Below are 13,871 nucleotides of genomic sequence, written 5' to 3'. Positions count from 1 at the left end.
TACGTTCGTAATCGAGTGATCCGTGCTTATTTCATATAAATTTTGGACAAATCTTCGAACATGAAGACCGGCTTCGCAACCGCTTCTTCAAGACCGCCATAACGCTTGTCTACCGCAATAATTGCTTTGTCGTTCGCAATTGGATATATAACCGCTTCATTCGCAATCGTTTGTTGGATTTGTTTGTACAGTTCTCCACGCTTTGTGCCGTCCATTTCTACTGCTGCTTGTTCCCACAGCTTATCAAGCTCTGGATTATTGTAGTGGCCGTAGTTGTACAATTGATTGCTCAAGTAGAGCGATTTGTACGAATCCGGTTCAGTTCCCATAACATAACCATTGAAGGACAGATCGAATTTCGTGTTGTCTGGATCAAGCGCCATATTGGAGAATGTACCAGACTCAAGTGGCATCAATTCAACTTCGATACCTACTTCTTTCAGCTTTTGTTGAATATACAACGCTTGGCTTGTTTGAATCTTGACGGCATTTGAGTATGCAAGCTTCAGCTTCAGGTTGCTTACGCCCGCTTTTTGCAGCAATTCCTTCGCCTTTTCCGCACTATAGTCATACTTCTCAACATCTGCTGTGTAGTACGTCGTATCCGGTGTAAAAATCGATGAAGCCGGATCTGCGAACTCTGCCGAACCATAAGCCAATTGAATCAGCTCTTCCTTGTTAATTGCATATGAGATCGCTTGGCGAACTTCCTTCTTCTTCATTGCATCCACGTTCATGTTGAATACGAGGTAATTCAAACGGCCCTCAGGATATACGACCATGTTAAGCTTGCCGCTTGCATTCAACTTATTGTAATCGGCAGGATCAACCTTGCGCATATTCAACTCGCCATTTTGCAACGCCAAGTTCGCTGCGTTCGGATCTTTCGCAATGCGGTAAATGATTTGATCCAAATGTCCCTTGCCAGCGAAATAGTTATCGTAGCGGTCCAATGTTACATATTCGCCTGGGCGATATTCTTTGAACTTATAGGCGCCAGAACCGATTGGATTCGCATTTTTACTGCTCTTCTCAATGTCAGCTTCGCCTTCGAAAATATGCTTCGGAATGGGCTTAAATGATGCGAATATACCCTCAAAGGAAGCAGAAGGCTGCGGAAGAACGAAATCAACTGTCAGGTCATCTACCTTCTTCGCTTGCAGCGGCTTGCCATTAAAGATGTAAGATTCACGATCCGTACTGTGCTGCTTCTCATCCAAGATGCTGTTCATTGTGAAGACGACATCGTCTGCTGTGAGCGGCTTGCCGTCATGCCATGTCAAGCCTTTGCGCAGCTTCAGCGTGTAAGTCAAGAAATCCTTCGATGGAGTCATGCTCTCCGCAAGTACGAACTTCTTCTTGCCTCCGTCTTCAACCGTATACAACGGTGCATACAAGGTTTGATTTATCGTCAATGTAACGCGGTCATTCGAATACATTGGGTTCAATACACGAGGATCCTCGTGTACTGCAATAATAATATTGCCTCCATCCTTCGGTTGGCCTGACCCTTCCGCCGTAGTGGCTGTTGAATCCTTCGCAGGAGTCGTATTATTACCGCATGCACTCACCACGAGGACGATGAGAGTGAGCAGCCCGATGATCCATAGTTTGTTGCGTTTCATGTTGATTCCTCCCGATTGATGGTTAACAAGCTATAGAATCTAGTATAACTATATTTTTTTCAGAAAACAATAGCTTTTCCGAGTTTTTTGATAGGAATTAAACCATCCCCCGTCATAGCCACGAGACCGGCACTTTAAAAATGAAGCATATTCTCCAATAAGCAGACTTCACAAAAACTCCACAAAAAAGCTGTGCCTGTACAGGGCACAGCTCGTTATCATTCTATTCTATACGAACGAACTACTTCGTCCAGACAACTTCACTTTCTTCCTGTCCATTGACAGGCCACCAGTGGAAGCCATCTTCCTGCAGAAGCTTGTCTGCTTGTTCAGGGCCCCAAGAGCCTGCTGGATAAGTAAACAGATCCTCATCGGATTTCTTCCATGCTTTTGCGATATTATCAACGAATGACCAGGCAGTAGCCACTTCGTCCCAACGTGTAAAGTACGTAGAGTCGCCGCGAGCAGCATCAAAGATCAGACGCTCATAAGCTTCAGGCGTATTGATGCCAACCATGCAGCTTTGACAGAAGTCCATTGCAAGCGGTTGAACGCCGCCTTCCGCACCTGGCTTCTTACCATTAAGCTTCACATAAATGCCTTCCATCGGATTTACGCGGATTACGAGCAAGTTTGGCTCCAGCTTATGCTTCTGACCGAGATATACGTTCGTTGGCATGTTCTTGAATTCAACCACGACTTCAGTCGTCTTCACCGGCAGACGCTTGCCTGTCCGAATATAGAACGGTACACCCGCCCAGCGGAAATTATCTACGTATACGCGTGCTGCAAAATAAGTTTCCGTTACGGAAGCCGGGTTCACCTTATCTTCCTCGCGATAGCCCGGAAGCTCTTTGCCGTTCAAGGAACCGGAAGAATATTGGCCACGCACAACGTTTCGCTGTACATCCTCTTGCTCAAGGTATTGGCGCAGCGAGCGAAGAACCTTCACTTTCTCATCACGGATATCTTCCGGATGCAAACGGCTAGGCGGCTCCATTGCAATCATCGTCAGCATTTGCAGCATATGGTTCTGCGCCATATCACGCAATGCTCCTGCATGATCGTAATAGCCTCCGCGTTCTTCAACGCCAACTGTCTCAGACAGGGAAATTTGAATATTCGCAATATGCTTATTGTTCCAGAGCGGCTCGAAGAAAGCATTCGCGAACCGTAGCACTTCAATGTTCTGTACCATTTCTTTGCCAAGGTAGTGGTCGATACGGTACACTTCTTCTTCCTTAAACACCTGACGGATTTCTTCGTTCAGCTTCTCTGCTGACGGAAGATCGTAACCGAATGGCTTCTCGATTACGAGACGGTGCCAGCCCTTACTTTCCAGCAATCCGCCTTCACGAAGATTGTGCGATACACTTCCGAACAATTCCGGAGCCAGTGCCAAGTAGAACAGACGGTTGCCTGGGATATCATACTCGTGTTCGATATTCTCAGATTGCTCACGCAGCTCGCGGAAGCCGTCAACATTATTAATATCCAACGGCTTGTACTCAAAATGCTTAGCAAACCGGTTCCATTCCTCATCATTTTGAACCGGATAACGGCAAAATTCGTCGATTGACGCACGCACATCCTGACGGAATTCCTCATGCGTACGAGCACGGCGGGCTAGTCCGATAACTGCGAAGCGTTCTCCTAGCTTGCCTTCGCGATACAGACTATATATAGCCGGGAACAATTTGCGGCGAGCTAAGTCGCCGGTAGCACCGAATATGTAGAAGACGGCACCTTCTGCCAATTGGGATTCATGATTTTGCATCACAGTCATCTCTCTCCATCATCCTTACACTCGTTTATAGATCTGATATAGTTCCTATTTCGGATGTGATGCCATTTTAGCATACTTACCGAGCAGATTCCATTCTTTCCTTGACGTCAAGTATTATTCTCATAGCTTGGCACCACGGCAATTCTCATTCCATTCTCACTAATATTCGCCTGCAATCAGCGGTGTTCCAAAGGATATTCGCGTTTCTCCCTTATCTCTATTTTCATGAATAGCGAGCTGCAAATTCGCTGTGCCTTGCTTCATCTGCACCCCTGCTCCCATATAATCAGTCTGGTACGATATACTAATCGTGCGCTCATCCTCATAGCGATCGAGCGGTTCAGCCTTTCCCCATTCCTGCAGCGCTCGCTCCGCACGTTCAAAACTATCCTTAAGCGAATGACTCGTTATCGTTTGAACGGTAGCTGTCCATTCCGCCCCATAGCGCGCTGGCACCCTCTTCATAATCCGTTCCCCTTCCGCCGCCGCCTGTGTCATTCCGGTTCTGGCTGAACCTTGTATGGATATCGTATAGTATGCACGCCCATCATCTTCTTGAAACCATAGTACTGCTTCTTCAATTGAATCCGAGACGAATTTCCCGCGATACACGTTTTTACCCTGCTCCTGCTTTTGAATCAGCTGTACCGTGATCCCCGTATCCTTCTGCCACTGCTCGATCTTCTTTTCTAGATTTCCGCCGGCTGCATAATTTCCTTGGATGAGCACTGTAGTGCGTGCTTTCTTTGATCCGACCAATTCAGCAAGCACCCAGAGCATGTTCACCCGCTTCACAAGATCAATATTTGCATCCGTCCCGTTGCCTCCCGTCCACTGCCATTGATCACTGCTTCCAATGATCGCAATTGCGCCGCAAAACGCTAACAACACCAGCCCTACTGTTGCAATGACTGAACGACGTACTGCATGCATCATCCTTCCATCACCTTACCTTATCGGAGAATTATACCTCTCATAATTAGGCGGGCTTCTTCTAGGTGAATGACCATACGTAACATTTATTCCTGGAATAGACTATTGACATAGACAACCGACAAGAATGGAGGCTTATCCCCCGTGATTCCCGTTCCTCTGGATGAGACATTCATCCGACAATTGTGCGGTCGACCCGTGTGCGTTGTCATGCAAAATGGAGATCAATACATTGGACGACTGACCTCATGTGAGAGAGGGAAAATCATACTAAATGGCGATATTGCTACTAACTCCCATGTTCCCTCTATCTCTGCTGAGCCCCCCCAGACTAAAACACGTAAAGGGAAAAAGAACAACAGCAAGCTTCAAACTGCAGATGCATCGAATCAAGTGCACACAAGCGCATTTGAAACCTACAGAGCCGGCCCTTTCTTCCCTGGTGGACGCATTGCCCTTGATTTGGCTTTAGTTTCCTTATTTTTTCTGCTTTTTATTTAGAAATCCTGCATCTACTCCTCCATCCATTAAAAAAAACCCGAACACTTTCCTAAGAAAGCGCTCGGGTTTTTGCTATTCAGCCAATCCGTTCTTATACGCGTAAATTGCAGCCTGTGTGCGATCCTCGACACCAAGCTTGGCCAAAATATTTGTAACATGAAATTTTACCGTCTTAATTCCGATGAACAGATCATCAGCGATATCCTGATTGGACTTTCCTTGGGCTAATAAGCGCAACACGTCCATTTCACGCTCTGTCAATTGCTCATGCGCTGCAGATGGCTGCGCAGGCTGGCGGAAACGATTCATCATCTTGGAAGCGACCTGCGATTCCAATACAGATTGTCCTCTGGCCGCTGCCCGGATTGCTTCTGCAATTTCGGTAGCGCGGGACGTCTTTAATAGATAACTAAAGGCTCCGGCTTCAATAACTGGATACATCTTTTCATCGTCCAAATAACTCGTAAGCACAATTACTTTGCAGTCAGGATACAACTGCAGTAGCTTGCGGGTCGTCTCTATGCCATCCATGCCATCCATCACAAGATCCATTAAGACAACATCAGGCTTATATTCTTGGGCGAGACGTATTCCGTCCATCCCATTGCTTGCCTCTCCTACAACCTCAATGCCATCTTCTGTATTCAGCACTGCAGCAAGGCCGATGCGAACCATTTCATGGTCATCTACCAACAATACTTTAATAGGATTGTCCATCATTGATGCTTCCATCTCCATCGTTCAACTCTTCCTCCTTCAAACCAGGCTCTTCTCTCATGACAGGAACTCGAATCTCGATCCGGGTTCCTTTGTCAGGCGCAGTGATGAACTGAATGGAGCCTCCCACCTCATTCACCCGTTCCTGCATCGTGCGAAGGCCATAGCTCGCTTGCTTCTTATCGTCCCAATCAAATCCTATCCCATTATCGCGAAGGTATAAACGAACAAAGTCACCTCGATTTTGCAGCTTGATCTCCATTCGTGATGCCTTGGAGTGCCTCAATGTATTTGAAAGCGCCTCCTGGACAATTCGGAACAGATGGTTCTCTACACCTTTCACTAACCCAATATGATCATCCATTTCGCAATGAATTTCAATTGGAATTTTGGACTGAAGCTCACGGATCAGCTCCGACAAGCCTTGGGCCAAGCCCTTTCCTTCCAAATGTACAGGACGCAAATGAAGCAGCAGCGCACGCATCTCGGACTGGGCAACAGAAGCCATTTCCTCAATCAGCTCCACCTGTCGCACCGCCCGATCAAAATCAACATCCAGTGTTCTCCTTACAGCGGTAGCTGTCATGGATATTGCAAATAATTGCTGGCTTACTGCATCATGCAACTCCCGCGCCAAGCGTTGCCGCTCTTCAATAATCGCAGAAATCCGAGCCTGCTCTGCTAATTGAGCATTATTCGTGGACAAGCGCTGCATCGATGTCACTTGCTCTTCCCAACGCTTGCTTACCCGCTCCAACTGCTCAGCGAGCTGTCCTATCTCATCATCCCCGAGATCCGGCATCGGCCGCGATAAATTTCCCTTCTCCAAGAGCAGCATCGATTCGCGCAGCAGTTCCACCCGCCGCTTCATCCGATAACCTTGAAAGAACGCAAATATCGACGTAATAATTGCGACGACAAACAATACGGACAATGTGGCCTTTACGCCTGCGATCCAGCTTTCAAAAGGCTGCACATAACCATATGATTGCATTAAATAAATGATGACAAAGAATAGTATGATAGAAAGGAGAAGCGTCTCGCCCATTAATCGTACTACCATATTCACATGCTTTTTTGGTTCCATGCCGGCCTCTGCATCTCCTTTCTCCGCTAACCTGTCCTACCTACATGTGCAACCTGATATCAATATCTCCTACGATGTAAGAAATATGGAGTCTCACTCTTTGTTCCATGAACTCGTAATTCGGCGATCGCCACGTCCACTTGTTCAAAAATCCAGTTTCTTTATCGCGTCCCACATCAATTTGTCCAAAAATGACCGTAGCTTCGATATACACACCAATGTCGTCTGGAATCGTAATGTCCATGTCACCTAATACGCCTTGAAAGATGAGAGTCGTTTCCGGCTCTTCCAGTATTGCCAAGGACAAATCAATATCACTTTCCCCAATCAAATGCCACATGCTCTGGCTATGCAAAATATATGGAACTCGATCCCATTTCAAACTGGATGTAATGTTTTGGCGCTTTTCAACATGCTCATGTTTCTGATCTTTACGAGTTCGCGAATAGAATATCCCTAACGATATCAAGATGATTCCGACGAACAGCATTAAATGTTCCAAGAGCAAGAGTGTTCCACCTATACCAAGCAAGGTGTACCCTACACGCAATTCTGCAGCACGAACTTTGCGCATGCCGAAATACAGCATAACAAGGGCGACAAACGTTACGAAACTAAGCCACTTGCCGATTAATATGAGCAATCCGAAAAAGATTAGAATATACGCAAGCAATCGGTTGTTTTTATTCATGTCGCACCTCCTGTCACAAACATTCGCGGATAGCACTTACGGCGATGCTAGCGCATCGCCGTAAGCTACCTATGTTAGCATATCATAACCTAGGACATCTCCCAAGGATTTATTGTTCCGTTTGGCCCAATTTTTGCTTCAATGCTGCCAATTGTTCGTTGACCTTCATTTCCTTCTCTACATCTACAGGCGGCTGGTAAGTAGATGATGTACCTGCATATCCGCCGTAAGGTACACGCATCACTTCAGCTTCTGCTTCCAATTGCATAATCTTCTCTTCCATACGGTGGAAACCGCGGGATGCAGAACCTGACTCGATGGCATGGTTGCTTGAAATGGAAGACATTTGCTTGCGTGCCTTCGCCATTTGCGCACGAGCAGCCAATTCATTGCGCTTGTTGCGCAGCTTGTAGAATTCATCCTTCATGGAACGCAACTGATGCATCAATTCTTCCGCATGTCCTTGTGCTTGGGCATGCAGGTCACCGTATTCAGCAACTTTTTGATCGTAGTACAGTTTTTCTTCCAGGAATTTGCGCGCCATCTCTTCTTGTCCAGACTTCAATGCGCGTTCTGCCTGTGCTTCGCGATCAGCCGTGAAGCGAATAGCCTCATCATAACGATGTTTAATTTGGCGTTCATTTGCCATTTGCTTCGCAACGGTTACTTCTGCATCATGGATTTCTTCTTCCATGTCGCGCAAATATTGATTCAACATTACTACTGGATCTTCAACTTTGTCCAACAACTCATGTACAGAAGCCTTAGTCATGTCTTTAATACGTTTAAATACACCCATCTTATTTGTCCCCTCTCTCGTACTTCGCTACCTTTTGGCGAAGTTCTTCGATTTCTTTTTTCAATGCTTTTTTCTCGATATCCATCATCATCGAATCAATGGAAGAATCATTAGAAGATGCGTAATCCGCATCATAACTGTTGGTTTGCTTCATTCCTCCAAATGTGGAAGAACCGTATGGATTCGTCGGGCCTGCTGCTCGAGGTCCGTTGTAATAGTTCGGATCGTTGGAGTAGCCGCCTTGGTAACCCTGATGGCCTTGATAGCCGCCTCCGTATGGGCCTGCACCGTAACCGTTAGGCCCATATGGCTGGTATGGATCCTTAGGTACTACTAGTGATACCACAAAGTATACGGCGATTAATGTAAACGCCGAGAAGAAAACTCCGATTACAAACAGGACACGCAGCAGAGTGACATCGAATCCAAGCCATTCACCTAAGCCGCCGAGGAGACCGCATACTTTACGATCCCGTGTCGAACGGTACAACTTTCTGTTCATGGCTTATTTCACTCCTTTGCCGAATCTAATTTTTGTTTCAGGCGCTCCATTTCGCGCTTCAAAGCCATATCCCGTTCCGGGTTGATATTGCCCATTGTTTGCCCGCTCATGCGGCGCACATCTTGAATGCCTTGCGTTTCCCATTCCATTCCTGATACACGATCCTCGAGTCTTCGGAACATACTATCCACTTGCCCAACACCATACTGTCCAAAACGTTCGTTCATTTGCTGCTGCAAACGAACCGTCTGCATTCTTGCGATGTAATATTGGCGCTTGTCATATACAGCTTGATATTCGCTCTTCAACATGTTCAATTGCTCTTCCAGCTCAAGAATCGCGTCCTTGCTCTTTTCGTACAATTCTGAATACTGCTGTACCTTATCCTCATGCATCAGCTTCTCTTGCAATGCAATCTTGGCTGCGAACTCCTCCCCCGCCTTCAAGGCCAGCATCGCCTGCTGTTCTCTGCGAGTGCATAATTCCTGTGCTTGATTCATTTGATTTCTCATTTGATTCGCATGCATGACATATTGTTGATAGAGACGGTCTGCCTCCGTGATATCATGTCGTGTACGCATCAGGAACTGGTCAATCAGGCGAACAGGATCTTCTGCTTTGTCCAACCGTTCATTCAGCGTAGCCATTGTAATGTCGCGAACCCTTTTCAAAATGTTGCTCATTCAGTCTTACCCTCCTTGAACCGACTATTTGCTTTTATTAATTATCGCTTCTGTTAAAATGGATGGCTCTTGTTTCGCTTGCCTCCCAACATCGATATTCCGAAACCAATCATTGCTACGGCAACGATGATACCGATGATCCAGGACAATTTCCCAAGAAGCGATATCGCTCCGACAATGATAAAGATCCACCCGAAGAATGAGTTTCCTGCCTTCACTCCATAGTAGCCGAGTGCAATCAAGATGAGAGGGAACAAGTAGCCAAACCAGCTGCCAAGATGTATCCCGAACTTGCTAAGCAAAATGAATCCTCCCAGCGCGATCAGTACAAAAGCGAATGTGTTACCTTTGTTCGTTTGCATTCGGTTCGTCACCACCTTTCGTCGTGTCTTGCTTATGTCTTTATTTTAGGTGGAAACGTGTTTTGCCAAAACAGGCCGGGGACGGTTTTTGATCCTAGACTCAAGTCGGGGGTCCTGACCGACCTTTGATCGAGCCTATACTGGACTGTCGAGATCGGGCATGAAACAAAGTTTCGCTATCTACGTATATATTCCCATAACTACCCACTCGCTGCAGGCGTCACTTCCTTCAAGCGATGAGAAAGGAGCGCATCGTCATGCAAACGTTATATTGGGGCTTGCTTATATTCGGTGTTCTGTACGCTATCGTTTCGCTTCTAATTGGAGAAGTGTTAAGTCACGTATTCGATGGTTTGGTTGGAGACAGCCATCTAACTGTGCTGCAGCCTACCATTCTTGTGAGCGGCTTATCCACACTTGGAGCAATCGGCATTCTGCTCGGCCGTTATACGGCTTGGCAGCCGACAACTATTCTCCTCACCGCGCTTGCTGGTGCTATTGTAGTATCCATTAGTGTTTACTTTCTATATGTTCGCCCGATGGAGAATAGTGAGAATTCGATTGGGTTCTCGATTGCTGAACTGGCCGGCAAAATTGGTGAAGTAAATGTTGCGATTCCGGCTGCGGGTTATGGTGAAGTTATCGTTCGAATTGGCGCCGGAGTTACAAATCAGATTGCAGCCTCCTTCGATAAAGAGGCCATTCCATCTGGTACGACTATCGTCGTTGTTGAAGTAAAGGAAGACACCCTGTATGTATCCCCGCTTACCGAGGAAATGCTCCGTCCCGAACATTAAATTGAGTTATCCTGCAATTAGCTGTAGACATATGATTTTGCCTCATTATATGTAACCAACGTGTATTCAGGCTTTGCCTATACAAATATATAAAGAGGGAGCTGTATTTCATGGAGTTTAGTGAAGCATTGTTCATTCCATTAATCCTGATTGGCGTCATACTCGTACTTGGTCTTGCATTTTGGGCTCGGTACAAAACCGTCAGCCCAGACGAAACCATGATCGTTACTGGATCCTACCTAGGACGCAAGAACGTATCGACTGATGAATCAGGCCGAAAAATGAAAATTGTTCGAGGCGGCGGTGCATTCATCCTGCCGATCTTTCAGCAATCACAGTTTTTATCCTTACTCTCACACAAGCTGGACGTAACCACACCAGAGGTGTATACCGAGCAAGGCGTACCAGTCATGACAGATGCGGTTGCCATTATTAAAGTTGGCGGTACCGTAGAGGACATTGCAACGGCAGCAGAGCAATTCCTCGGCAAGCCGACAGAAGCCTTAAAGAGTGAGGCTCAAGAAGTCCTAGAGGGTCATCTACGCGCTATTCTAGGCTCTATGACCGTAGAAGAGGTATATCGCAACCGTGATCGATTTGCTCAGGAAGTGCAGGGTGTAGCTGCTAAAGATTTGAAGAAGATGGGTCTGCAAATTGTATCCTTTACGATTAAAGACGTGCGAGATAAGCACGGATACTTAGATGCACTCGGCAAACCGCGTATCGCAGCCGTTAAACGTGATGCAGACATTGCTGAAGCAGAAGCTGTTCGCGATTCACGAATTCAGAAGGCAAAAGCTGAAGAAGAAGGAATGAAGGCCGAACTGCTTAGAGATACAAACATTGCTGAAGCTGCTAAAGAGAAAGAGTTGAAGGTCGCTGCCTTCAAAAAGGATCAAGATCTTGCTCGTGCGGAAGCAGACCAAGCATACTTCATTCAAGAAGCACGTTCCAAGCAAAGCGTTGTTGAGGAACAAATGCGCGTGGAAATTGTCCGCAAGGAACGAGAAATTGATCTGGAAGCCAAAGAAATTCTTCGCCGCGAGAAGCAATATGATGCGGAAGTGAAAAAAAAGGCAGATGCAGATCGCTACGCAGTTGTCCAATCTGCCGAGGCTGAAAAATCACGCAAAGTGCTCGAAGCGGATGCGCTGCAATATCGCATCGAAGCAGAGGCAAAAGCTCTTGCTGAACAAAAGCGCCTGGAAGGCCTTGCAATTGCTGATGCAGAGCGTGCCCGTGGTACCGCTGAGGCTGAAGTCATCCGTCTGCGCGGTTTAGCGGAAGCAGAAGCAAAGGAGAAGCTGGCTGAAGCGTTCGAGAAGTTTGGCGAAGCTGCTGTACTCGATATTGTCGTTAAGATGATGCCAGAACTTGCTGGCAAAGTTGCAGAGCCGCTCAAGTCCATCGATAAGCTCACTGTCGTTGACACAGGAAATGGTGAAGGTGCAGCACGGGTAAGCAACTATGTCACACAACTTATGGCGACTGCTCCCCAAATGTTAAAAGATGTGTCTGGTCTGGATATCGAGAAAATGATTAAGCGATTCACCAATAGTCCTGAACAAATAAAGCAAATTACTAAACAAACACTTGATTCATCCGTTGAGGAAAGGGCAACGACTGAACTACTTCCTGAAAATCAATAATATGCATTCGAAACAAAACAGCCTTGCCATTCATACGAGTTATCTTCGTGTGACCCTGCAAGGCTCATTTTTTATTCATTTCCAGCCACCCTTTTATTAAGAAAAACGACTAGCGGCGAGATGTTTTTCAATGAAGTCCACAGTCCGCTCCAGCCCGTAATGATGATTCCCCTTTGCCCTGTTTGATTTAATGCTTTCCTAATCATTCCAAACACTTGATCAGGTTGTTTTAAGGGCATACTGCTAAAACTAATTGCAATAGGCGGCGTACCTGCAGAGATAAAGGATTCCTACGACTGTGAAGGAAGCCATTCGTCCACTTCAGGTGCAAACCAGCTCCCCTCCATACATACTCTGTCTTTCCATTTTGGATCATACGGTACCACGGTAGGACTGCATCCATACAAAACTGGAATTTCACGCCCGTCAATACACAGTTCATTTTTACTTAAGCTTCGAGGTGGCAAGTTTAATGTTTCACGCCTCCACTTATTCATCATGCTTATAAATGATAATATCATCAGTCGATTCAACTGATAGCTTATTTTATTTAACCATCGAATACGTAAGGTGAAGGGAAGGATAGGATTAGTAAAAGTACCGGTCGGTACAATGATAGGTGTAGGATGTGCTATAAATGCAGGTATTTTGCGCTTTTGGGCAATGTCGCATCCACCAAACACCTTCGGATGATAGATAATGGCATCTGCAATAGGAGTTCGATATTTATTTGACTATTTGTCTTTTTAGGGGCACTGACATTAACTGAAGATTTAAAGCATAAACAAAAAAATCCTATAGGATTTTTTCCTAAAGGATACTTTGTTCATTAATGGTGCCGGTGAGAGGACTCGAACCTCCACGGTTTCCCTCACGATTTTGAGTCGCGCGCGTCTGCCAATTCCGCCACACCGGCATATGAAATTAATGGCGTGCCCTGAGAGATTCGAACTCCCGACCTTTTGATTCGTAGTCAAATACTCTATCCAGCTGAGCTAAGGGCACAAAAGATGTTTGGAGGCGCCACCCAGATTTGAACTGGGGAATAAAGCTTTTGCAGAGCTTTGCCTTACCACTTGGCTATGGCGCCACATCTGGAGCGGACAACGAGATTCGAACTCGCGACCCTCGCCTTGGCAAGGCGATACTCTACCACTGAGCTATGTCCGCAAATGGCTGGGGATATAGGATTCGAACCTATGCATGACGGAGTCAAAGTCCGTTGCCTTACCGCTTGGCTAATCCCCAATGTGATAATGGGGCGATCGAAGGGAATCGAACCCTCGAGTGTCGGAGCCACAATCCGATGCGTTAACCACTTCGCCACGACCGCCATATTGTATTAAATATTCTTGGCAGGGGCAGCAGGAATTGAACCCACACCAACGGTTTTGGAGACCGTTGTTCTACCTTTAAACTATGCCCCTACATGGTGGAGGATGATGGATTCGAACCACCGAACCCGGACGGGAACAGATTTACAGTCTGCTGCGTTTGGCCACTTCGCTAATCCTCCGAGCTAAGTGTCCATATGTCCTTCGACCAAACTCGGACATCTCTCCATGGCTCCCCGAACAGGACTCGAACCTGTGACAACTCGATTAACAGTCGAGTGCTCTACCAACTGAGCTATCAGGGAATATGATGTTTCAGGCTATACCCTGAAAACTGAATGCGAAAGTTCGTGTTTTGAATCAAATAGGATAAGCCCTCGACCGATTAGTATTGGTCAGCTCCAC

The 13,871-nt window shown here is 46.4% G+C and carries 12 protein-coding genes and 9 tRNA genes; 2 read left to right on the top strand and 19 right to left on the bottom strand.

The features are described 5' to 3' along the window. Window positions 1–26 precede the first annotated feature (26 nt). The 10 genes from NO352_RS01430 to NO352_RS01385 all read right to left on the bottom strand — a co-directional run bounded on the left by NO352_RS01430 (window position 27) and on the right by NO352_RS01385 (window position 9,686). A complete protein-coding gene (locus NO352_RS01430) occupies window positions 27–1,625 on the bottom strand; it encodes an ABC transporter substrate-binding protein (protein WP_268619976.1) in 1,599 nt (532 codons plus the stop codon). Window positions 1,626–1,866: 241 nt separating this feature from the next. After that, entirely contained in the window at window positions 1,867–3,411 is a 1,545-nt protein-coding gene (gene zwf / locus NO352_RS01425) for a glucose-6-phosphate dehydrogenase (protein WP_262866870.1), read from the bottom strand. A gap of 159 nt (window positions 3,412–3,570) precedes the next feature. Beyond that, on the bottom strand, window positions 3,571–4,347 hold the full coding sequence (locus tag NO352_RS01420) for a YwmB family TATA-box binding protein (RefSeq protein ID WP_040736947.1): 777 nt from the start codon (window positions 4,345–4,347) through the stop codon (window positions 3,571–3,573). Window positions 4,348–4,917: 570 nt separating this feature from the next. Next, window positions 4,918–5,562 (bottom strand): response regulator transcription factor, encoded by a 645-nt coding sequence (locus NO352_RS01415; protein WP_171416987.1) that lies wholly within the window; start codon window positions 5,560–5,562, stop codon window positions 4,918–4,920. After that, the gene (locus NO352_RS01410; RefSeq protein ID WP_005551208.1) at window positions 5,546–6,649 is read right to left on the bottom strand and encodes a sensor histidine kinase; all 1,104 of its coding nucleotides are present in this window, start codon (window positions 6,647–6,649) and stop codon (window positions 5,546–5,548) included. Before NO352_RS01410 ends, NO352_RS01415 begins: the two co-directional genes overlap by 17 nt. 40 nt (window positions 6,650–6,689) lie before the next feature. Further along, window positions 6,690–7,340 carry a cell wall-active antibiotics response protein LiaF gene (liaF, locus tag NO352_RS01405; protein WP_268619974.1) on the bottom strand — a complete coding sequence of 217 codons (651 nt, stop codon included), beginning with the start codon at window positions 7,338–7,340 and terminating at the stop codon, window positions 6,690–6,692. Between the two features lie 109 nt (window positions 7,341–7,449). Then, the gene (locus NO352_RS01400; protein WP_005551210.1) at window positions 7,450–8,139 is read right to left on the bottom strand and encodes a PspA/IM30 family protein; all 690 of its coding nucleotides are present in this window, start codon (window positions 8,137–8,139) and stop codon (window positions 7,450–7,452) included. A 1-nt stretch (window position 8,140) separates the two neighbouring features. Next, complete coding sequence (locus tag NO352_RS01395) at window positions 8,141–8,641, bottom strand: PspC domain-containing protein (RefSeq protein ID WP_005551211.1); 501 nt, start codon at window positions 8,639–8,641, stop codon at window positions 8,141–8,143. 8 nt (window positions 8,642–8,649) lie between these two features. Next, the gene (locus NO352_RS01390; protein ID WP_268619972.1) at window positions 8,650–9,324 is read right to left on the bottom strand and encodes a PspA/IM30 family protein; all 675 of its coding nucleotides are present in this window, start codon (window positions 9,322–9,324) and stop codon (window positions 8,650–8,652) included. Window positions 9,325–9,377: 53 nt separating this feature from the next. After that, a complete protein-coding gene (locus NO352_RS01385; protein WP_005551219.1) occupies window positions 9,378–9,686 on the bottom strand; it encodes a LiaF transmembrane domain-containing protein in 309 nt (102 codons plus the stop codon). A 257-nt stretch (window positions 9,687–9,943) separates the two neighbouring features. Between NO352_RS01385 and NO352_RS01380 the strand changes: the two genes are divergently transcribed. Continuing rightward, window positions 9,944–10,483 (top strand): NfeD family membrane protein, encoded by a 540-nt coding sequence (locus NO352_RS01380; protein WP_289354776.1) that lies wholly within the window; start codon window positions 9,944–9,946, stop codon window positions 10,481–10,483. Between the two features lie 110 nt (window positions 10,484–10,593). Beyond that, window positions 10,594–12,132 carry a flotillin lipid rafts scaffold protein FloT gene (locus NO352_RS01375; RefSeq protein WP_268599805.1) on the top strand — a complete coding sequence of 513 codons (1,539 nt, stop codon included), beginning with the start codon at window positions 10,594–10,596 and terminating at the stop codon, window positions 12,130–12,132. Between the two features lie 833 nt (window positions 12,133–12,965). On the opposite strand, the gene NO352_RS01370 is transcribed toward NO352_RS01375, so the two are convergent. The 9 genes from NO352_RS01370 to NO352_RS01330 form a co-directional block, all read right to left on the bottom strand. Further along, window positions 12,966–13,048: transfer RNA gene (locus NO352_RS01370), tRNA-Leu, on the bottom strand. 12 nt (window positions 13,049–13,060) lie between these two features. Then, window positions 13,061–13,137 (bottom strand) — tRNA-Arg (locus NO352_RS01365). 10 nt (window positions 13,138–13,147) lie between these two features. Next, window positions 13,148–13,222, bottom strand: a tRNA-Cys gene (locus tag NO352_RS01360). Window positions 13,223–13,227: 5 nt separating this feature from the next. Next, window positions 13,228–13,302, bottom strand: a tRNA-Gly gene (locus tag NO352_RS01355). A 3-nt stretch (window positions 13,303–13,305) separates the two neighbouring features. Then, a tRNA-Gln gene (locus tag NO352_RS01350) sits at window positions 13,306–13,380 on the bottom strand. Between the two features lie 9 nt (window positions 13,381–13,389). Then, window positions 13,390–13,465 (bottom strand) — tRNA-His (locus NO352_RS01345). Between the two features lie 20 nt (window positions 13,466–13,485). Next, a tRNA-Trp gene (locus NO352_RS01340) sits at window positions 13,486–13,559 on the bottom strand. A 3-nt stretch (window positions 13,560–13,562) separates the two neighbouring features. Next, a tRNA-Tyr gene (locus NO352_RS01335) sits at window positions 13,563–13,648 on the bottom strand. A 47-nt stretch (window positions 13,649–13,695) separates the two neighbouring features. Continuing rightward, a tRNA-Asn gene (locus NO352_RS01330) sits at window positions 13,696–13,771 on the bottom strand. Between the last annotated feature and the right edge of the window lie 100 nt (window positions 13,772–13,871).

It is taken from the genome of Paenibacillus sp. S-12 (genome assembly GCF_030363895.1).
GTDB classification, from domain to species: Bacteria; Bacillota; Bacilli; order Paenibacillales; family Paenibacillaceae; genus Paenibacillus_B; species Paenibacillus_B alvei.
The sequence above is the reverse complement of the archived record's forward strand: the minus strand, read 5'-3'. Positions and strand labels throughout refer to the sequence as shown.

Bases quoted from the DNA above. Each gene is read 5' to 3' on its own strand.
- NO352_RS01430 (WP_268619976.1), bottom strand. From the start codon at position 1,625: ATGAAACGCAACAAACTATGGATCATCGGGCTGCTCACTCTCATCGTC.
- zwf (WP_262866870.1), bottom strand. From the start codon at position 3,411: ATGACTGTGATGCAAAATCATGAATCCCAATTGGCAGAAGGTGCCGTC.
- NO352_RS01420 (WP_040736947.1), bottom strand. From the start codon at position 4,347: ATGATGCATGCAGTACGTCGTTCAGTCATTGCAACAGTAGGGCTGGTG.
- NO352_RS01415 (WP_171416987.1), bottom strand. From the start codon at position 5,562: ATGGACAATCCTATTAAAGTATTGTTGGTAGATGACCATGAAATGGTT.
- NO352_RS01410 (WP_005551208.1), bottom strand. From the start codon at position 6,649: ATGGAACCAAAAAAGCATGTGAATATGGTAGTACGATTAATGGGCGAG.
- liaF (WP_268619974.1), bottom strand. From the start codon at position 7,340: ATGAATAAAAACAACCGATTGCTTGCGTATATTCTAATCTTTTTCGGA.
- NO352_RS01400 (WP_005551210.1), bottom strand. From the start codon at position 8,139: ATGGGTGTATTTAAACGTATTAAAGACATGACTAAGGCTTCTGTACAT.
- NO352_RS01395 (WP_005551211.1), bottom strand. From the start codon at position 8,641: ATGAACAGAAAGTTGTACCGTTCGACACGGGATCGTAAAGTATGCGGT.
- NO352_RS01390 (WP_268619972.1), bottom strand. From the start codon at position 9,324: ATGAGCAACATTTTGAAAAGGGTTCGCGACATTACAATGGCTACGCTG.
- NO352_RS01385 (WP_005551219.1), bottom strand. From the start codon at position 9,686: ATGCAAACGAACAAAGGTAACACATTCGCTTTTGTACTGATCGCGCTG.
- NO352_RS01380 (WP_289354776.1), top strand. From the start codon at position 9,944: ATGCAAACGTTATATTGGGGCTTGCTTATATTCGGTGTTCTGTACGCT.
- NO352_RS01375 (WP_268599805.1), top strand. From the start codon at position 10,594: ATGGAGTTTAGTGAAGCATTGTTCATTCCATTAATCCTGATTGGCGTC.